The sequence below is a fragment of the Streptomyces panaciradicis genome, assembly GCF_023516615.1.
GTDB lineage: Bacteria > Actinomycetota > Actinomycetes > Streptomycetales > Streptomycetaceae > Streptomyces > Streptomyces panaciradicis.
The window spans coordinates 1-18,561 of the sequence record NZ_JAMGBF010000106.1; the positions used below are offsets into that span (position 1 = coordinate 1).

The following is an 18,561-nucleotide window of genomic DNA, read 5'->3' on the forward strand; positions in this document are numbered from 1 at the left end:
CGGATCCGACTTTATCAGAAGTTTCGAGCCGGTCTGACCGGCTTCATTTCCGATTCATCGGGAGTGGCTTCGTCGAAATCGATGTTCCGAGAAGCAGACAGACACTCACTGCTGCCGACCGGGTGAGACCCAGTTCCAGGCAACTGTTCGAATCTACCTCCCCTGGCGGTCCGTGTCAACGGCTCCGTTGGGGCGAGGAAGAGACTAACAGCTCGGCAGGCCCCTATGCACATCAGGCCGCCGTCGGCACCGCGGCACTTCGCTCGGCCGCCTCGACGTCCCCTGTCTCCCCTGCTCGGGCGGCTCGTCCGCCCAGGACGAAGACGTAGGCCAGGAAGGTGAGCTCGGCGACGACTCCGATGCCGATGCGCGCCCAGGTGGGCAGGCCGGACGGGGTGACGAAGCCTTCGATGGCGCCCGAGACGAAGAGGACCAGGGCGAGGCCGATCGCCATGCCGATGGCGGCACGGCCTTCCTCGGCCAGGGCCGTGCGACGGGTGCGCGGGCCCGGATCGACGACGGTCCAGCCGAGGCGCAGCCCAGTGCCGGCGGCCACGAAGACAGCGGTCAGTTCGAGCAGGCCGTGGGGCAGGACGAGGCCGAGGAAGGTGTCGAGGCGGCCGACGGACGACATCAGGCCGAAGCCCACGCCGAGGTTGAGCATGTTCTGGAAGAGGAGCCACAGGACCGGCAGGCCCAGGAAGACGCCGAGGATCAGGCACAGGGCGGCGGCCCAGGCGTTGTTCGTCCAGACCTGGGCGGCGAAGGACGCCGCGGGGTGGCTCGAGTAGTACGTCTCGTACTGGCCCCCTGGGCGCGTGAGCTCCCGCAGCTCGTTGGGTGCCGCGATGGTGGCCTGGACGTCGGGGTGGGTGCCGATCCACCAACCCAGGAGGACGGACACGAGGGTGGAGAGGAGCGCGGTGGGCACCCACCAGCGGCGCGACCTGTAGACGGCCGACGGGAAGCCGTGGATGAGGAAGCGGGTGACGTCTCTCCAGGAGGCGCGCCGGGTCCCCGTCACCGCGCTCCGCGCGCGTGCCACGAGTTGGCTGAGGCGTCCGGTCAGCTGGGGGTCGGGCGCGCTGGACTGGATCAGGGAGAGATGGGTCGCCGTGCGCTGGTAGAGCGAGACGAGTTCGTCGGCCTCCGCGCCGGTGAGACGGCGCTGGCGTCCCAGGAGCGCGTCGAGGCGGTCCCATTCGGCTCGGTGGGTCGTGACGAAGACGTCGAGGTCCATCGGTTCGGCTGCTCCTCGGCTGTCGTCGCCGGCCCGTCGTTGGCCCGTCGTTGATGTCAGCTTGTCGTACTGCGGCGCGATGCGCCCTCAGCTTGGCAGACTGGCCGCTGCGAGGGCAGACCAGGGAAGGGCGGCGGGCGTGAGTGAGCTGGTGACGGGCGAGGCGGTGGCGCTGGAGCTGCGCCCCGCGAGGCTGCCCAGCAGGGCGCTCGCGGTGTTGCTGGATCTGGTGGTGGCCATGGCCGTCTACGTCGTCGTGACCATCGCGCTGGTCGCCGCCACGGCCTCGCTGGACGACGCGGCGCAGTTCGCGGTGTCGATCGCGACGTTCGTCCTGTTGCTGGTGGGGGCGCCGATCGCGGTCGAGACCCTCAGCCACGGGCGGTCCCTGGGGAAGCTGGCGTGCGGGCTGCGGGTGGTGCGCGACGACGGCGGCCCGATCCGGTTCCGGCATGCGCTGGTCCGGGGCGCGATCGGCGTGGTGGAGATCCTGATGACGTTCGGTGTCATCGCCTGTATCGCGTCGCTCGTGTCGTCGCGCGGGCGGCGGCTCGGGGACGTGTTCGCCGGGACTCTCGTCGTACGGGAACGCGTGCCTGCCGCGCGCGCGGGGTTTCTGCCGCCGCCTCCGCCGTGGCTGGCGGGACGGTTCTCGGAGCTGGATCTGTCCGCGGTTCCCGACGGGCTGTGGCTGGCGGTGCGTCAGTACCTGACGCGGATGCATCAGCTCGACCCGCAGGTGGGGTGGGCCATGGCGGAACGGCTGTCTTCCGACCTGGCCGCTCGTACGGGCACTCCCGTTCCGCAGGGTGTGCCGCCGACGGTCTATCTCGCCGCCGTCATGCAGGAGCGGCAGGCCCGCGAGGTGCGGCGGACCGTCGGGAACGGTGCGGTGACCGGTCCTGCTCCGGCGGCGCCGTACGAGCCCCGGCGCGCCCAGCCGCCGTACCAGCCTCGTCCCACCGAGTCGCCGTACCAGCCCCGGCCTGCCGTGCCGGCGGACGCGCCGCCTGTCGAGCGTCCTGCGACGGAGGCCCCGGGGAAGACGGGGTCGACCGGGTTCGTGCCGCCGGCCTAGTCGAAGGCTCGGTCAGAGGAAGGTCGACGGTGGTGACTCGAGGTGTTCCAGCTCGATTCCGGGCGCCGCGAGCACCACGTCCCCGGCGATGTGCACGGTGTGCTGCTCGCCCGTGTCCAGGGCTGTGACCTGGTATTCGTCCACGGTCAGAGGGCCGTTGTCAGTGGCGTGTGCTTCTCTGTTGCGCAAGGTCCAGGACTGGTCCACGGTGCGCGGGGCGAGGACGGGGTCCGTGAAGGCGACGAGGCGTACGCGGGTTGCGGAGGCGGAAGGGGTGAGGCGCAGAAGACGGGTGAGGGCGATGAGGAACGCGGGGGACGTGCCGGTGAAGGCGTGGGCGCGCACATTGCCTTCGGTGGCGTGAGCTCCGGTGGAGTCCGTACGGACCCAGGTGACGCCGTCCAACGCGGCGCCGCGCACCTGCCAGCCGGCGGCGTGGAGCTCCAGGCGGATGGGGCGGCCGAGTTCGTCGAGGGTGAGGTCGACGGAGCCGTGGTGGTTGCCCGCGGGGGTGGTCAGCTGGGAGACGTAACGCCAGCCGGAAGGGCCGGGGGCGCAGTGGAAGTGCTCTTCTGCGAGGAGGGTGTGGTCGTGCGGATCGTGGAGCGAATAACGGCCGCGGGGCATGAGGGTCCTGGATCTTGACGAGCCGGTCCGGCCTGCGGGCCACGGGACCGAAGGGGCAGGCCCCCGACACGGGGGTGCGGGGGCCTGCCTCGGAGGTGGTGCTCAGTACCGGTAGTGGTCGGACTTGTACGGGCCTTCGACCTCCACGCCGATGTACGCGGCCTGCTCGGGGCGGAGCGTGGTCAGCTTCACGCCGAGCGCGTCCAGGTGGAGGCGCGCGACCTTCTCGTCGAGGTGCTTGGGCAGCGTGTACACGCCGGTCGGGTACTCGTCGGGCTTGGTGAACAGCTCGATCTGGGCCAGGGTCTGGTCCGCGAAGGAGTTGGACATCACGAACGACGGGTGGCCGGTGGCGTTGCCGAGGTTCAGCAGGCGGCCCTCGGAGAGGACGATGATGACCTTGCCGTCCGGGAAGGTCCAGGTGTGGACCTGCGGCTTGACCTCGTCCTTGACGATGCCGGGGACCTTGGCGAGGCCGGCCATGTCGATCTCGTTGTCGAAGTGGCCGATGTTGCCGACGATGGCCTGGTGCTTCATCTTGGCCATGTCCGAGGCCATGATGATGTCCTTGTTGCCGGTCGTGGTGATGAAGATGTCGGCCTTGTCGACGACCTCGTCCAGCGTCGTGACCTGGTAGCCGTCCATCGCCGCCTGCAGCGCGCAGATCGGGTCGATCTCGGTGACGATCACGCGGGCGCCCTGACCGCGCAGGGACTCCGCGCAGCCCTTGCCGACGTCGCCGTAACCGCAGACGACCGCCGTCTTGCCGCCGATGAGGACGTCGGTGGCGCGGTTGATGCCGTCGATCAGGGAGTGGCGGCAGCCGTACTTGTTGTCGAACTTCGACTTGGTGACGGCGTCGTTGACGTTGATCGCCGGGAAGAGGAGGACGCCGTCGCGCTGCATCTCGTACAGGCGGTGGACGCCGGTCGTGGTCTCCTCGGTCACGCCGCGGATCTCGGACGCCAGCTGGGTCCACTTCTGGGGGTTCTCGCCCAGGGTGCGGTGGAGCAGCTGGAGGATGACGCGGTGCTCGTCGGACTCGGCGGTCTCCAGGCCGGGGACGGCGCCGTCCTTCTCGTACTCGACGCCCTTGTGGACGAGGAGGGTGGCGTCACCACCGTCGTCGAGGATCATGTTCGGGCCGCCGGTGGGGCTGTCCGGCCAGGTCAGCGCCTGCTCGGTGCACCACCAGTACTCCTCCAGCGTCTCGCCCTTCCAAGCGAAGACGGGGATGCCCTGCGGGTTGTCGGGCGTGCCGTTCGGGCCGACGGCGATGGCGGCGGCCGCGTGGTCCTGAGTGGAGAAGATGTTGCAGGACGCCCAGCGGACCTGCGCGCCCAGGGCGGCGAGGGTCTCGATGAGCACGGCGGTCTGCACGGTCATGTGCAGGGAGCCGGTGACGCGGGCGCCGGCCAGCGGCTGGGCCTCGGCGTATTCCTTGCGGATCGCCATCAGGCCGGGCATCTCGTGCTCGGCGAGGGTGATCTCCTTGCGGCCGAACTCGGCCAGGGAGAGGTCGGCGACCTTGAAGTCCTGTCGGTTGTCGACAGTCGTCATTGCGAGCTGCTCCTCGGGGTTGGGGCGAGGTGGGTACGGCTGGTCTGCGCGGCGGCGGACACAGGGGTGCCCGAGAAGAGGACACAGGCATGCCCGCGTGCGCGCAGCGCAGTCCGTCGGAGGCCCTCTCTCCCTCGGTCGGTCCGCTGTGGGACCGCCCGACCGCCATCAGCAGCGACGTCTGGCTCCACTCCAAGCTACACCGGCCGGGCCGACCACCCCAGTCCGCCTCCGGACAGATCGAGCCGATCGCGGTCCGGAAAGCGGGAGCCGAGCCCGTCAGTGGCCGGCCGGATGGGGCGCGGGGCCGCCGGGCGTGGCCTCCCGGTCGGGGCCCTTGGCGGCCTCGGCCTCGCTGTAGATGTCGGGTTCGAGGTAGATGACGCGCGCGATGGGGACCGCGGCGCGGATGCGGGCCTCGGCGGCGTTGATGGCGGAGGCGACCTCGGCGGCCGTGTCGTCGTGCTGGACGGCGATCTTGGCCGCGATCAGCAGTTCCTCGGGGCCGAGGTGGAGCGTGCGCATGTGGATGATGCCGGTGACCGTGTCGCCGTCGACGACGGCTTCCTCGATCTTCCTGACCTCCTCGACGCCCGCGGCCTCGCCGAGCAGGAGCGACTTGGTCTCGGCGGCGAGGACGAGGGCGATGGAGACGAGCAGGACGCCGATGCAGACGGTGCCGATGCCGTCCCAGACGCCGTCGCCGGTGAGCAGGGCCAGGCCGACGCCGCCGAGGGCGAGGACCAGACCGATCAGCGCGCCGAAGTCCTCCAGCAGGACGACGGGCAGCTCGGGCGCCTTGGCGCGGCGGATGAACTGCGACCAGGACAGCTTGCCCCGCAGTTCGTTCGACTCCTTGATGGCCGTCTTGAAGGAGAAGCCCTCGGCGATGATCGCGAAGAAGAGGACGCCCACCGGCCAGTACCAGTGCTCCAGTTCGTGCGGGTGGCGGATCTTCTCGTAGCCCTCGTAGATGGCGAACATGCCGCCGATGGAGAACAGGACGATGGAGACCAGGAAGGCGTAGATGTACCGCTCGCGGCCGTAGCCGAAGGGGTGCTGCGGGGTCGCCTCGCGCTGGGCCTTCTTGCCGCCGATCAGCAGCAGGAACTGGTTGCCGGAGTCGGCGAGGGAGTGGACCCCCTCGGCGAGCATCGAGGACGAGCCACTGAACGCGAACGCAACGAATTTCGATGCCGCGATCGCGAGGTTGGCGCCGAGTGCCGCCACGATCGCCCTGGTGCCGCCTGACGCGCTCATGTGTCCGCGTTGTCCCTTCGCCTTCGTACGTGTACGCCGTCCAGGGCCTTTGCCCGTCCTTTGCCGGTGGGCCATTGTTGCAGCCCGGACCGGCGACGGCTCGTCAGGTACCCACAACCCCGGTCATACGATCACAGTGGCGCGGAAGACGGTGCCCGCACCGGACACCTCGGCCTTCTCGCCCGCGGGGACGAACACGGAGGTGCCCGGGGTCAGTTCCTCCTCCCCCGCCCGTACCGAACCGGCCGTGCACAGCAGGATCTGCGGGGTCTCGCGGGTGAGGTGGTGGGGGGTGCCGCCCTCGGGGAGGACGTACCGCGACAGCCGGAACTCGTCGATCGGGGTCTCGTAGACCTCCTCGCCGTCCGGGGACGCCTCGGGGCGCAGGACGCCCGGGTCGCTCGCCTCGAAACGGACGACGCGCAGGAGTTCGGGGACGTCGACGTGCTTGGGGGTCAGGCCGCAGCGCAGGACGTTGTCGGAGTTGGCCATGATCTCGACGCCGAGGCCGCTGAGGTAGGCGTGCGGGATGCCGGCGCCGAGGAAGAGCGCCTCGCCCGGCTGCAGGCGCACGTGGTTGAGGAGCATCGCGGCGATCACGCCCGGGTCGCCCGGGTAGTGGTGGGCGATCTCGGCGTAGGGGGCGTACGGGCCGCCCAGGCGGGCGCAGGCGGAGGCGGTCTCGTGGACCGTGTGGCGCATCTCCTCGGGGTCGGCCGTGAGGATCGCGGTGAGGACCTCGCGCAGGGCCGCGTCCTCGGGGTGGGCGTGGAGCAGGTCGACGTAGGGCTTGAGGGAGTCGACGCCGAGGCCGTCGAGGAGTCCGGCCGCCCGCAGCGGGTCGCGGAAGCCGCACAGTCCGTCGAACTCGGTGAGCGCGCAGATGAGTTCGGGCTTGTGGTTGGCGTCCTTGTAGTTGCGGTGGGGGGCGTCGACGGGAATGCTCCGGCGCTCCTCGTCCGCGTACCCCTCCTTCGCCTGCGCCAGGTCGGGGTGGACCTGGAGGGAGAGCGGGGCGCCCGCGGCGAGGATCTTCAGGAGGAAGGGCAGGCGGGGGCCGAACCGGGCGACGGCCTCGGGGCCCAGTTCCCTCTCCGGGGCCGCGTCGATCACCTCCACCAGGGTGCCGCGTGCGGTGCGCGAGGGGGCACCGGGGTGGGCGCCCATCCACATCTCCGCCTGGGGTTCACCGCTCGGTTCGACGCCGAGAAGGGCGGGGATGGCGGTGGTGGAGCCCCAGGCGTAGGGGCGGATGGTGTTGTCCAGGCGGTCCATGCGGTTCTCTCTGCCGGTCGATCGGTACGCGCGTGCGTGCACGGCGGTTTTCAGTGCGCAGGCGTCAAGATCAGGCCCCCGAGGCGAGCGCCAGGTAAACGGCGGCGAAATCCGTGATGGCGATCAGTTCGGCGAGGGTCTCCAGCTCGTCCCCGGGCTCCGGCTCGAGTTCGCTGATCGGTGTGTCGTGGCTGAGGGCCAGGTCACGGGCGGCCGGGGCGGCGGTGAGGCCGCCGATCGGGCGGTCGCGCAGCAGCACCACGCGCGCGTGCAGGGCGGGCGGCTCGTCCACCCGGTCGCGGAAGAAGTCGTCCGGGTCGGCGCTCGCGGCGAGCGGGCCGGCGAGCAGCGCGCTGTGCGCGGCGAGGGCCTCGGGGAGTTCCGCGACGACGGCGGGGGTGCCGGACAGTTCGGCGAGGGCCGCGGCGAAGCGACGGCCGGCGGGGCCCGCGGAGACGCCCTCGGTCCAGACGATCGGCAGGGCGTCGGCGAGTTCGGCGGCGAGCGTCTTGGCGGGGTTGCTGTAGGTCGCGATGGCGGGCCCGCAGCGCTCGGCGACCTGGTCGAGGCGGTCGGCGACCTTCTCCACGGCGTCCGGCGGGGCGGAGAGCAGACCGGTGCGGTCCAGCAGCGCGAGAAGGGGCGTGAGCAGCGCCCACAGCACGCCGGGGGCGGACGCGGCGAGCGGTTCGTCCTGCTCGTACGGGGCCGTCGCCATCGGTACGAAGAGGCCGTGGGCGCCCGCCACCGCCTCCACGAGCGGGGTGTGGGAGGGGGCGACGGCGACGACGGTGCAGCCGCGGCGGTAGGCCGACTCGGCGAGCAGGGACAGGCCCGGCTCGGTGCCGTCGGGGGTGGTGATCAGGAGCAGGTCGACCGAACCGGCCCAGCCCGGGAGTTCCCAGCGCAGGGCGCCTGCCGCGGGGGCCACACCGGTGGGGGCGAGGCGGATGACGGGGCTGCCGGGGCCGGCGAGGGTGCCGAGGAGGTCGGCGGCGCAGATGGCCGCGGCGCCGGGGCCCGCGATGAGGACGGCGCGGGGGCGGCCGTCCGGCTTGAGGTCGTGGACGCCTGCCTCGGCGGCGTGCCGGGCGGCGGTGCGGACGCGGGCGCCCGCCTCGGCCGCGCCGCGCAGAAGGCCGCGGCGGTCGGCCTCCGAGAGGGCCTCGGGGGTGTCGAGCAGCGATTCGTCGAGCATGGGGCGGCAGCCTCCGATCGCCGGTCCCTGGGGGCGGCGGGCTTGGGGGGTGCGTGCGGCGGACGGTGTCCTGCTGCGGGGTCTGGTGTGGGGTCTGTCGTGGCGCGGTCGTGCTGCGCGGGTGAGGCGGTGTCTCCCGGGTCAGGCGGGGCGGCGGGCCTCGTCGACGAGGAGGACGGGGATGCCGTCGCGGACGGGGTAGGCCAGGCCGCAGTCCTGGCCGGTGCAGATCAGCTCGGTGTCCTGCTCCTTGAGGGGGGCGTGGCAGGCCGGGCAGGCGAGGATCTCCAGGAGGCCGGATTCGAGCGGCATGGGGTGTCCCTTCGGGGCGGGTACGCGTGCGCGTGGCTGTGCGTCGGCTTGTGCGGATGTGCCTGGTCAGGGTACCGCCGTGGGGGGCGGCTCGGTGGGGGTCGGGGCGGGGGTGGGTGGGCGGTGGGCGTCGGGGGTTTTCTCGCCCCCGCCGCCCCTACCCGTCCCGTCCTTCAGGGGGCCCCGCCCCCTGGACCCCCGTCGGCCCTGAAGGGGCCTTGTCCTCAAACGCCGGACGGGCTGGAATGCGCGGGCCTCGTCCTCGGGCGCCGGACGGCCAGAAGAGCACCCGACGGGCCGAAAAGCGGCCTCATCCTCGGATGATCGCCAGGGCCTCGTCGCGGACCTTCGTCATCGTCGCCTCGTCGCGGGCCTCCGCGTTGAGGCGGAGGAGGGGTTCCGTGTTGGACGGGCGGACGTTGAACCACCAGTCGGTGGAGGTGACCGTCAGGCCGTCGAGCTCGTCCAGGGTGATGTCCTCGCGGCCGGCGTAGGCGGCCTTGATGGCGGCCACGCGGTCCGCCTGGTCGGCGACCGTGGAGTTGATCTCGCAGGAGCCCACGTAGCGGTCGTACTCGGCGACCAGGGCGGACAGGGGGTCGTCCTGGCCGCCCAGGGCCGCGAGGACGTGCAGGGCCGCCAGCATGCCGGTGTCGGCGTTCCAGAAGTCCTTGAAGTAGTAGTGCGCCGAGTGCTCGCCGCCGAAGATCGCGCCGGAGGTGGCCATCTCGGCCTTGATGAAGGAGTGGCCGACCCGGGTGCGGACCGGGGTGCCGCCGTGCTCCCGGACCACCTCGGGGACCGACCAGGACGTGATCAGGTTGTGGATGATCACGCCCTTGCCGCCGTTGCGCGCCAGTTCGCGTGCGGCGACCAGCGCCGTGACGGCGGACGGGGACACCGGCTCGCCGCGCTCGTCGACCACGAAGCAGCGGTCCGCGTCGCCGTCGAAGGCGAGGCCGAGGTCGGCGCCCTCCGCGCGGACGCGCTGCTGGAGGTCCACCAGGTTCGCCGGGTCCAGCGGGTTCGCCTCGTGGTTGGGGAACGTGCCGTCGAGTTCGAAGTACATCGGCACGAGGGTCAGGGGCAGGCCCTCGAACACCGTGGGGACGGTGTGGCCGCCCATGCCGTTGCCCGCGTCGACGACGACCTTCAGGGGGCGGATCGAGGTCAGGTCGACGAGGGAGCGGAGGTGGGCCGCGTAGTCGGACAACGTGTCGCGCCGGGTGATCGTTCCCGCCTCGGCCGCCTGTTGCGGAGCGCCCGACTCCGTCCACCGCTCGACGAGTGCGCGGATCTCGGACAGGCCCGTGTCCTGGCCGACCGGTGCCGCGCCGGCGCGGCACAACTTGATGCCGTTGTACTGGGCCGGGTTGTGCGAGGCGGTGAACATCGCGCCCGGCAGGTCCAGTGCGCCGGAGGCGTAGTAGAGCTGGTCCGTCGAGCACAGGCCGATCTCGGTCACGTCGGCGCCCTGCCCGGCCGCCCCGCGCGCGAAGGCCCGCGACAGACCGGGGGACGAGGGCCGCATGTCGTGGCCGACGACGATCGCGCGCGCCCGGGTCACCTGGACGAAGGCCGCCCCGAAGAGCTCGGCCAGTGACTCGTCCCACTGGTCCGGGACCACCCCGCGCACGTCGTACGCCTTCACGATCTGTGACAGATCAGCAGCCACGGCCAACCCTCCTGGAGTCCTGTCGGTGGCCCCAAACTACCCGCACCGGACGGCCGTGCGGTGCACGGACTCCGACCGGGTACCTCGGCCGTAACCTCAGGTCAGAGCAGGGTAAGAACGCTCAGGGCAGCATCCAGTCCAGGACCGGCGAACTCTGGCCGACGACGATCAGGCACATCACCAGCAGCAGACCGGCACTCCAGGGCAGCACCTTGCGCAGCAGGTCACCCTCGCGGCCGGCGAGGCCCACGGCCGCGCACGCGATGGTGAGATTCTGGGGGGAGATCATCTTGCCCAGGACGCCGCCGGAGCTGTTGGCCGCCGCCAGGAGTTCGGGCGACAGCCCCGACTCGCGGGCGGCGCTGACCTGCAGGGCCCCGAAGAGGGCGTTCGCCGAGGTGTCGGAGCCGGAGACGGCCACGCCGAACCAGCCGAGGACCGGCGACAGGAAGGCCAGCCCGGCGCCCGCGGCCGCCACGAAGTGGCCGATGGTGGCCGCCTGTCCGGAGAGGTTCATGACGTAGGCGAGGGCCAGCACGGAGGTGACGGTGAGGATCGCGAAGCGCAGTTCGTGCACGGTCGCCAGCCATTCCTTGACGGCCACGCGCGCGGGCACCCCGAGCACGGCGGCCGTGCACAGCCCTGCGAGCAGCACGAGGGTGCCGCCGGTCGAGACGACCGGCCAGACGAAGACGTTGCCGCCGACCGGTTCGCCGTTCGGTGCGACGACGTCCAGGAAGGGCCAGTCGTACGTCTGCGTGGCCCGGGCCAGCCAGTCCTTGACGGCGGGGATCTGCGCGACCGAGAAGATCACGACGATCAGGACGTACGGCGCGTAGGCGCGCACGACCTCGCGGCGCGGGTCCTCCTCGTCGAGCTCCTCGCTGCGCGCACCGGTCAGCACGGACGCGCGTACCTCCTCCCTGGCGGCCACGCGCGCGTGCGGTACGGCGACCAGGGCGGCCGCGCCCACCAGGGAGGCGGCGATGTCGGCGAGTTGGGCGGAGACGTAGTTGGAGGCGGCGAACTGGGCGACGGCGAAGGCGACTCCGCACACCAGGGCGGGCACCCAGGTCTCGCGCAGCCCGCGCCGGCCGTCCACCAGCCAGACCAGCACGAGCGGCACCACCAGGGCGAGCAGCGGGGTCTGACGGCCCACCACGGAGGCCACGGTGTCCAGCGGCAGCCCGGTGACCTGAGCGAGCGTCACGACCGGGGTGCCCATCGCGCCGAAGGCGACCGGCGCGGTGTTGGCCACCAGGGCGACGACGGCGGCGCGCACCGGGTCGAAGCCGAGGGCGACGAGCATGACCGAGCAGATCGCGACCGGCGCGCCGAAGCAGAAGGCGACGACGAGCGCCTGGATGCGCGGGTCGTCGGAGAGGCGCCCGAAGGAGCGGCGCAGGATGTCGAAGTGCCGGGTGCGGACGGTCATCCGGTACACCCACAGGGCGTTGACGACGATCCACAGGATGGGGAAGAGACCGAACACGGCGCCCTGCGCGGCGCTGGAGAGGGTCTGGCCCAGCGGCATGCCGTAGGCGAGCCGGGCGACCAGTACGGCCGCCAGAAGGCCCGTCAGGCCCGCGAGATGCGCTTTCACGCGGAGGCCGCCGAGCAGGATCAGGACGATCACCAGGGGCAGGGCGGCGACGAGGGCGGACAGGCCGAGCGAACCGGCGACGGGTTCGAGTTTCTGGACGTACACGGGCGCCTCCCCGATTCCGTCATGCGGAAAGCGATTTCTCACTTCGGCTTACGGAATGGTCGTGTCCGCGCCAAGCTCGCGTCAATGGCCGCGTATCACTCGCATCGGCGTATGCATCACCCGCACCGGTGAAGGCAGCTCACTCGCATCGGTGAGTGCGACGCGTCCCACGCACGCGGGGAGAGGCGGATCAGTTGTCCGGGGAGCGCAGCACCCGCAGGTGGCCGCGGCGCGCGACCTCCATGGGGTCCGCGGAGCGCGCCCCGCCGGCCTCGGCCGCCCGCTCCTGCGGACGGGCCGCCTCGCGCACCGCGTTGGCGAGGGCCTCCAGGTCGTCGCCGCTGGGGCGGGCCGGGGCGGAGCCGTCGAGGAGCCGGACGACCTCCCAGCCGCGCGGCGCGGTGAGGCGCTCGGAGTGCTCGGCGCACAGGTCGTAGCAGTGGGGTTCGGCGTAGGTGGCGAGCGGGCCGAGGACCGCGGTCGAGTCGGCGTAGACGTACGTCAGCGTCGCGACGGCGGGACGGCCGCAAGCGGTGCGCGAACAGCGACGTACAGGGCTCACGACGTTGGACGGTACCGCACTCTTGAGCGGGCCGCGACGACTCTCCACCAGGTCACTCCCCCGTGTCGTGGTGTGAATCGCCCCACACGCCCCTTTCGCCACACCTTGCTGACCAGGGCGGACGCACCCCCGCGCGCCGTCTCACAGCCCACCGTCCGATCAACTCTCGGTACAAACACCGTCAATTGCCTCGACGTCGGCGGTCTGGGAGAGATACGGAATCGAGCCCAACCTTGGCTGGAATGGTCAACCTGTGACAGGCCGTACCCGGTGGCCGAACGGTGTCCGGGATGCCGTGTGGGGCCGGGCGGCCGGGCTCGGCGGGGACTACGCTTCACCAGTGATGGACAACCCCGTACCGCACCGTGCCGCCGGCCGCCCCGGGCCCCGCCGTCGTGACCGCCACGGCCGGGGCATGCGCGGCCCGATCGCACCGCCCCAGGTGCCGCTCGCCGCGAGCCGCGCCGACCTGTTCGCGGACCTGGTCCAGGACTCCGTGGAGCGGCTGGAGCGGCGCTGGCCGCAGCTCGCCGACATCGATTTCCTGGTCCTGGAGGTGCCGCGGCTGGACGGACCCGGGCAGACCTGGAACGACGAGGCGGTGCCGCTGGGCGGCACGATCGCCGCGCGCGACGGACGCCCCGCGCGCGTGGTCGTCTACCGGCGGCCGGTGGAGATCCGCACCAAGGGACGCGACGAGCGGGCCGCCCTGGTGCACGAGGTCGTCGTGGAACAGGTCGCCGAGCTGCTGGGGCTGACCCCGGAGACGGTGGACCCGCGGTACGGCGAGGACTGAGCCCCGCCGGCCGCCCTCACTTCTGCAGGACCGAAAGGTCCTCGTCGGCCTGCGGCACCGACACCAGCCCCCGGTCGTCCGGCAGCGTCTGGATGGTGAAGCCGGGGACGCCGCCCTCCGTGGCCGACAGGGTCCGCGACGCGTACACCGGGCCGCCCGAGAGCGTCTCGACCGTCAGCGCGTACGTGCCCTTCGCGCCGTTCGGCACGGGAGCCTCGACGTCCTGGGTGGTACCGGCCTTGACGGTGTACGTCTTCGACACCGGCGAGCCGCCGTCGCTGCCCGCGGACGCGGTGACCTTCACCTGGGCGGTGCCGGTCGGCGCCGTGATCGACAGGGTGGAGCCCTTGCCGCTGTTGTCCGCCGACGTCGCGCGCGTGCCGACCGGGACCGTGGCCGGGAGGAAGGCCGTCTCCTGCTTGCCGGTCTTGCCGCGTACGACCTGCAGCGCCGCCACGACCGGCACCGCGCGGGCGGAGGGGGTCAGGACCAGCGAACCCGCCTCGCCGCGGGTGACGGCACCGAGGTCGACCGCGCTCGTCATCCCTGCCCTGACGTGCAGCGTCTCGTTGCCGGCGGGCGTGATCAGCCCGGACGGGGAGGCGAGGCGCACCTTCAGGTCGGCGTCCGTGTCACCCGGCGTGAAGGCGATCAGGCGGACCGACGTGGCGTCCTTGGGGATGCCAGGCAGCACGAGGCTGCCGGCCGGTTCGGTGGCGGCCAGCCAGTCGCCGCCCGTCTTGTCGTCCAGGGCCTGCACGGCGGCGCCCACGCGCCCGCTGCGTACGTTCACGTGCACGGTGAGGTCGGTCTGCTTCTCGTCGGTCAGTGTGGACAGCAGGAGCGGGTCGCTGGAGTGCGGCGGGACGGTGATGCCCTCCCCCACCGTGGACTTCAGGGCGCCGTCCTTGCCGTACAGCTCGACGTCCACGACGGCGGCCGAGTCGTCCGGGTTGGTCAGGTGGACGTAGTCGGTGCGGGTGGCGACCGTGCTGGCGCCCGGGAACCAGAACTCCGTGTCCGCCGCGGAGCAGTTGACGCCCTGCAGACCGCGGCCGGTGCCAGCGGCGACCTCAGTGGTCTCCTGCACCGTCCAGCCCGGCGCGAACTTCCCCTCGGCGGTGCCGATCAACGCGGGGGCGTCGGCGCCGGAGGTGTCGCCCGTGACCGGGGTGCCGGGCTCCTTGGGCGTCAGGACCGGCTTGTCGGCCGCCTTCTTGCCCTTGCCCTTCTTGTCCTTCGTGCCCTTGCCGCCCGTCGCGCCGTCCGACTGCTCGGTCGCGGCCTGGAGTCGGGCCTTGCCCGCGCCTCCCGCGCCCTTGGTGACGGGCGTGTACGACGTGTACGAGGTGTCGGCGAGGTCGGAGGTGCTGGGCGCCGGGCACAGCAGCGTGGTGCGTTCCACGGGCAGTTCGGCCGCCGCCTTGGCGGGAGCCGCGCCGGAGGCGCCCGGCGCGGTGAGCGAGGCGACGCCCGTGATGGCGGCGAGGGCGGCCGTGCCGGCGATCAGGGAGAGGGTGGTGCGGTTCACTGCTGACTCCCGTCGGGACGCTCAGGGGCGTGCGGGTGCTGCTGCTGCGCCGGGTCGTACGCGGGGTCGTAGCCCTGCTGCTGATAGACCGTCGGGTCGTACGTCTGGCCGTACGCGCCCTGGGAGTCGCCGTACGCGTACGGGTCGTACTGGCCGCCCTGGTACGGATCCGCCTGGTACGTCTGGTCGTACGCGCCCGCCGGGTACTGCTGGGCGCCCTGGTACTGCTCGTTGCCGTACGGGTCGTACCCGGCGTTCTGGTAGCTCGCCTGGTCCCAGTCGCCGTACGACTGCTGCTGCGGGACCGCGGCCGGGGGCTGCTCCGCGGGAGGGGCCGGGAACTCCTCCTCCGGGGCGCCTTCCTCGGCCTCCGACTGGGCGCGCAGGCGGCGGGCGCGGCGGCCCTCGCCCTCGACGGCCTGGGCGGGGATCGACGGCTCCTCGGGGAGGTCGTCGTCGATGTCGCGGCGCCGGCCCGGCAGGGCCATGACCACGAGGACGACGGCGAGGAAGCCCTGCGCCCACAGCCAGGCGGTGTGGGTGACGGGCTCGTCGTAGGTGACGTCCAGCCTGCCGCCGGAGGAGGGCAGTTCGAAGCCCTGGGCCCAGCCGTCGACCGTGGTGCGGGTGAGCGGTCTGCCGTCCAGGGTCGCCGTCCAGCCCTCGGCGGCGGTGTCGGCCAGCCGCAGGACGCGGCCGTCGGCTCCGGCCGGGACGGTGGTGTGGATGTCGACCGGTCCGGCGGCCACGGGCTGCGGGGCGCCGGAGCCGGAGGCGGCCACGATCGTCGCGCGGGCGACCTCCTGGTCGACGCGCCACAGGGCACTGCCGTCCTGCTGGCTGAGGCGGGACAGGCCGGGCGTGGCGTCCAGGACGCGGGTGACCTCGCGGGGGGCGCCCTTGTGGACGAGGACGTAGCGCACGGCGAACTTGCCGAGCTGGTCGGACTGGTCGGCTCCGGAGCCGGCGACCAGGTTGGCGACGACCTTGTCGAGCGCGCTGTTCTCGCCGTCGGCCGCGGCGGCCTCGGCGTCGCCCAGGCGGGCACCTGAGCCGCGCACCAGGGTGTAGCCGACGCGCGCGGCGGAGTCGCTGTCCAGGACCAGAGTGCGGGCCTGGTCGCTGGTCCCGCTCTCCTCGGCGACGAACGCGGGCACCTGCGTGGGGTCGCGTCGCTCCACCGGTCCGTCGGCGCCGCCGATCATCCAGCCCGCGGCGACCAGCAGCGGGCCGGCGAGCGAGGCGAAGGCGATCAGCGCGGCGACCGGCTGGCGCCAGCCGAAGCTCTGCTCGGCCACCCGCGCGCGTGCGCCGTCGGCGCCGAGGGCGGCGGCGGCGAGCAGGGCGATGCCGTAGACGAGAGTGGCCGGACCGGCCCAGGTCGAGCGGTTGGACAGCACCGCGAAGACCAGACCGACCAGGGCGACCGCCCAGGCGGCCCGGATCGCGGCCTGGCGTTCCGAGCGCAGCAGGGCGGCCAGCGCGGCCAGGACGACGCCGATCAGCATCAGCCCGTCGACCGTGCCCGGCCCGCCGGGGCTCATGCCGAGCAGGTCCAGCGCGGTGGCGGCCGAGGGGCCGTAGTCGAGTCCGGCCTCCTTGAAGAAGCCGAACGGCAGCAGCGTCAGCGACCAGGGCGCGAGGACCAGCAGGGGCGAGCCGAGCTGGGCCAGGAAACGCAGCCCGTAGGCGGTGATGTCGGTGCGGCGCAGCGCCAGCACCGCGATGCCGAGGATCAGCGCGATCGGCCACACGATCGGGGTGAACGCCGTGGTGATGGTCAGCAGCAGCGCGTACGCCCAGGTCGCGCGCCAGCTGCCGCGCGCTCCGGAGGCGTTCGTGACGCCGCTGGCGGCGATGCCCGCGCGCGCGATGAGCGGCAGCAGGACGGCGAGGACGGCGGTGCCGATGCGGCCGCCGGCGAGCGCGCCGGTGGCGGCGGGCAGGAACGCGTAGACCACGGCCGCCCAGGCGCGCAGCAGGCGGGACTCGACGAGCGGGCGGGAGGCGAAGTAGGCGGTGAAGCCCGCAAGGGGCACCGAGCCGACCAGCAGGACCGTCATCGCGAGTCCGGTGGAGCCGAACAGCACGGAGGCCAGCGTCGCCACGATCGCCAGGTACGGCGGCGCGGACGGGGTGCCGCCGGCGCCGACGGCGTGCCAGGAGTCGGTGTAGCGCGACCACAGCTCGCTCGCGTCGGCCGGGGCGGGCAGCAGGGCGCCGCCCGCGAGCGCGCCGCCGCCGAGCAGGGCGCGGCAGGCGACGAGAGAGACGAACAGCAGCACCAGGAAGAGCATCGGGCCCGGTTTGCGGGCGATGCGCTTGAGCCGGGCGAACTGCTCGATCTCCAGGAAGTCGGCGTCGTCGCCGCCCGGCCCGGACTCGACCGCGCCGCCGTGCCGTCCGGCGCCGGAGGCGGCGTCGGCGTCGGAGCTGCTGAAGAAGTTGCCCGCGACCTGTTCGACGGTGGCCCGCACGGTGGCGCCGGGCGGCGGGAACAGGGCGCGCAGCTCTCCCTTGTCGATCTGCGGGGCGCCGCGTCTGCGCCGCCCGGCGATGATCCGCTCGGGCCGCAGCAGGGTGCCCAGCAGGCCGCGGATCTCGTCGACGGCCTGTCCGGGGACCTTGCCGACGAGATAGGCGAGGGTGCGCAGGAGGGTGCCGAGCACGACGCGCAGCAGCACCCAGGGCAGCACGGCCGTACGTGAGTTGACGAACAGGGTGTAGACGGCGCCGGCCTTGTCGACCATGTGCGGGGAGGCGGCGCTGCGGCCCACGCAGTCGACGGTGCGGCGCTCCCGGGAGGCGGCCTCGGCGTGCCGGACGACCGCCTCGGGCGCGATCAGGACGCGCTGCCCGGCGGCGGTGGCGCGCCAGCACAGGTCGACGTCGTCGCGCATCAGCGGCAGCCGCTTGTCGAAGCCGCCGAGGCCCTCGAAGACGTCGCGCCGCACGAGCATGCCGGCGGTGGACACCGACAGCACCGGGCGGACGTGGTCGTGCTGGCCCTGGTCCTGCTCGCGGCGGTCCAGGCCGGTCCAGCGGCGGCCGGAGTGGGCGATGGAGACACCGACCTCCAGCAGCTGCCGCTTGTCGTACCAGCCGCGCAGTTTGGGGCCGACGACGGCCACGTCGTCGCGGCCGAGCTCCAGTTCGTTCTCCACGACCCGCAGCAGCTGGGCCAGGGCGTCGGGGTCGGGGGCGCAGTCGTCGTGCAGCAGCCACAGCCACTGGACCGGCTCGCCGTGCGGCAGCTCCGGCATGTCGTAGGCGTCGTCGCGCCAGGTGCGCGTGACGGGGTCCCAGCCGCTCGGCCGCTTCAGGTACGGCAGTTCCTCCGGGGTCAGCACCGGCGCGGTCCGCACCGCCTCCTCGACGGCCTGGCCGAAGCCGGTACGGCGGGCCAGGTGCAGCACCCGGTCGGCGCCGAGGGCGTCGGTGACCAGCTGGGCGGAGGCGTCCGCGCTGCCGGTGTCGGCCGCGACCACGTACTGGACGGGGCGCTCCTGGCCGAGCAGCCCGGCGAGCGCGTCGGGCAGCCAGCGGGCGCCGTCGTGGGAGACGAGCACCGCCGTCACCACGTGACGCGGGAACTCTGGAGTGGCAGCGGGGTTGTGGGCTGCCGTGTGGCTGTGCACGGACATCGAGGTACGGGCCCCGGTTCGGTGGACTGCGGTGGACGTCTGTGCCCCGTGGGGGCGGCGAGGCGTCTCGGACGAGCGACCACACTATCGGCTGG

The 18,561-nt window shown here is 72.6% G+C and carries 14 protein-coding genes; 2 read left to right on the top strand and 12 right to left on the bottom strand.

Going from position 1 to position 18,561, the window contains the following annotated elements; genetic code table 11:
* Positions 1-232 precede the first annotated feature (232 nt).
* Positions 233-1,240, bottom strand: a complete 1,008-nt coding sequence (locus M8J74_RS29970; RefSeq protein ID WP_249839445.1) for a stage II sporulation protein M — start codon at positions 1,238-1,240, stop codon at positions 233-235.
* 139 nt (positions 1,241-1,379) lie between these two features.
* On the opposite strand from M8J74_RS29970, the gene M8J74_RS29975 reads away from it, so the two are divergent.
* A complete protein-coding gene (locus tag M8J74_RS29975; RefSeq protein WP_249839446.1) occupies positions 1,380-2,318 on the top strand; it encodes an RDD family protein in 939 nt (312 codons plus the stop codon).
* Between the two features lie 12 nt (positions 2,319-2,330).
* Here the strand turns inward: M8J74_RS29975 and M8J74_RS29980 are convergent, their stop codons facing one another.
* The 9 genes from M8J74_RS29980 to M8J74_RS30020 all read right to left on the bottom strand — a co-directional run bounded on the left by M8J74_RS29980 (position 2,331) and on the right by M8J74_RS30020 (position 12,543).
* Positions 2,331-2,945: a hypothetical protein gene (locus M8J74_RS29980; RefSeq protein ID WP_249839447.1), complete on the bottom strand. Its 615-nt coding sequence runs from the start codon at positions 2,943-2,945 to the stop codon at positions 2,331-2,333.
* Between the two features lie 102 nt (positions 2,946-3,047).
* Positions 3,048-4,505: an adenosylhomocysteinase gene (ahcY, locus tag M8J74_RS29985; RefSeq protein WP_058924960.1), complete on the bottom strand. Its 1,458-nt coding sequence runs from the start codon at positions 4,503-4,505 to the stop codon at positions 3,048-3,050.
* A 279-nt stretch (positions 4,506-4,784) separates the two neighbouring features.
* Complete coding sequence (locus tag M8J74_RS29990; RefSeq protein ID WP_249839448.1) at positions 4,785-5,765, bottom strand: cation diffusion facilitator family transporter; 981 nt, start codon at positions 5,763-5,765, stop codon at positions 4,785-4,787.
* A 123-nt stretch (positions 5,766-5,888) separates the two neighbouring features.
* Positions 5,889-7,040 (bottom strand): mannose-6-phosphate isomerase, class I, encoded by a 1,152-nt coding sequence (gene manA / locus M8J74_RS29995; RefSeq protein ID WP_249839449.1) that lies wholly within the window; start codon positions 7,038-7,040, stop codon positions 5,889-5,891.
* 70 nt (positions 7,041-7,110) lie between these two features.
* The gene (locus M8J74_RS30000) at positions 7,111-8,238 is read right to left on the bottom strand and encodes an SIS domain-containing protein (RefSeq protein ID WP_249839450.1); all 1,128 of its coding nucleotides are present in this window, start codon (positions 8,236-8,238) and stop codon (positions 7,111-7,113) included.
* A gap of 141 nt (positions 8,239-8,379) precedes the next feature.
* The gene (locus M8J74_RS30005) at positions 8,380-8,550 is read right to left on the bottom strand and encodes a Trm112 family protein (RefSeq protein ID WP_079078118.1); all 171 of its coding nucleotides are present in this window, start codon (positions 8,548-8,550) and stop codon (positions 8,380-8,382) included.
* 310 nt (positions 8,551-8,860) lie between these two features.
* On the bottom strand, positions 8,861-10,225 hold the full coding sequence (locus M8J74_RS30010) for a phosphomannomutase/phosphoglucomutase (RefSeq protein ID WP_249839451.1): 1,365 nt from the start codon (positions 10,223-10,225) through the stop codon (positions 8,861-8,863).
* A gap of 121 nt (positions 10,226-10,346) precedes the next feature.
* Positions 10,347-11,933 carry an L-lactate permease gene (locus M8J74_RS30015; RefSeq protein WP_249839452.1) on the bottom strand — a complete coding sequence of 529 codons (1,587 nt, stop codon included), beginning with the start codon at positions 11,931-11,933 and terminating at the stop codon, positions 10,347-10,349.
* A gap of 190 nt (positions 11,934-12,123) precedes the next feature.
* Positions 12,124-12,543 (bottom strand): DUF3499 domain-containing protein, encoded by a 420-nt coding sequence (locus tag M8J74_RS30020; RefSeq protein WP_058924954.1) that lies wholly within the window; start codon positions 12,541-12,543, stop codon positions 12,124-12,126.
* A gap of 295 nt (positions 12,544-12,838) precedes the next feature.
* Between M8J74_RS30020 and M8J74_RS30025 the strand changes: the two genes are divergently transcribed.
* Positions 12,839-13,291 (top strand): metallopeptidase family protein, encoded by a 453-nt coding sequence (locus M8J74_RS30025; protein ID WP_058924953.1) that lies wholly within the window; start codon positions 12,839-12,841, stop codon positions 13,289-13,291.
* A gap of 16 nt (positions 13,292-13,307) precedes the next feature.
* Here the strand turns inward: M8J74_RS30025 and M8J74_RS30030 are convergent, their stop codons facing one another.
* Both M8J74_RS30030 and M8J74_RS30035 read right to left on the bottom strand, forming a co-directional pair.
* Positions 13,308-14,822, bottom strand: a complete 1,515-nt coding sequence (locus tag M8J74_RS30030; RefSeq protein WP_249839453.1) for a DUF5719 family protein — start codon at positions 14,820-14,822, stop codon at positions 13,308-13,310.
* The gene (locus M8J74_RS30035; RefSeq protein ID WP_249839454.1) at positions 14,819-18,466 is read right to left on the bottom strand and encodes a glycosyltransferase; all 3,648 of its coding nucleotides are present in this window, start codon (positions 18,464-18,466) and stop codon (positions 14,819-14,821) included. The genes M8J74_RS30030 and M8J74_RS30035 overlap by 4 nt, the downstream gene beginning before the upstream one ends.
* Positions 18,467-18,561 lie beyond the last annotated feature (95 nt).

Bases quoted from the DNA above. Each gene is read 5' to 3' on its own strand.
- M8J74_RS29970 (WP_249839445.1), bottom strand. From the start codon at position 1,240: ATGGACCTCGACGTCTTCGTCACGACCCACCGAGCCGAATGGGACCGC.
- M8J74_RS29980 (WP_249839447.1), bottom strand. From the start codon at position 2,945: ATGCCCCGCGGCCGTTATTCGCTCCACGATCCGCACGACCACACCCTC.
- ahcY (WP_058924960.1), bottom strand. From the start codon at position 4,505: ATGACGACTGTCGACAACCGACAGGACTTCAAGGTCGCCGACCTCTCC.
- M8J74_RS29990 (WP_249839448.1), bottom strand. From the start codon at position 5,765: ATGAGCGCGTCAGGCGGCACCAGGGCGATCGTGGCGGCACTCGGCGCC.
- manA (WP_249839449.1), bottom strand. From the start codon at position 7,040: ATGGACCGCCTGGACAACACCATCCGCCCCTACGCCTGGGGCTCCACC.
- M8J74_RS30000 (WP_249839450.1), bottom strand. From the start codon at position 8,238: ATGCTCGACGAATCGCTGCTCGACACCCCCGAGGCCCTCTCGGAGGCC.
- M8J74_RS30005 (WP_079078118.1), bottom strand. From the start codon at position 8,550: ATGCCGCTCGAATCCGGCCTCCTGGAGATCCTCGCCTGCCCGGCCTGC.
- M8J74_RS30025 (WP_058924953.1), top strand. From the start codon at position 12,839: ATGGACAACCCCGTACCGCACCGTGCCGCCGGCCGCCCCGGGCCCCGC.
- M8J74_RS30035 (WP_249839454.1), bottom strand. From the start codon at position 18,466: ATGTCCGTGCACAGCCACACGGCAGCCCACAACCCCGCTGCCACTCCA.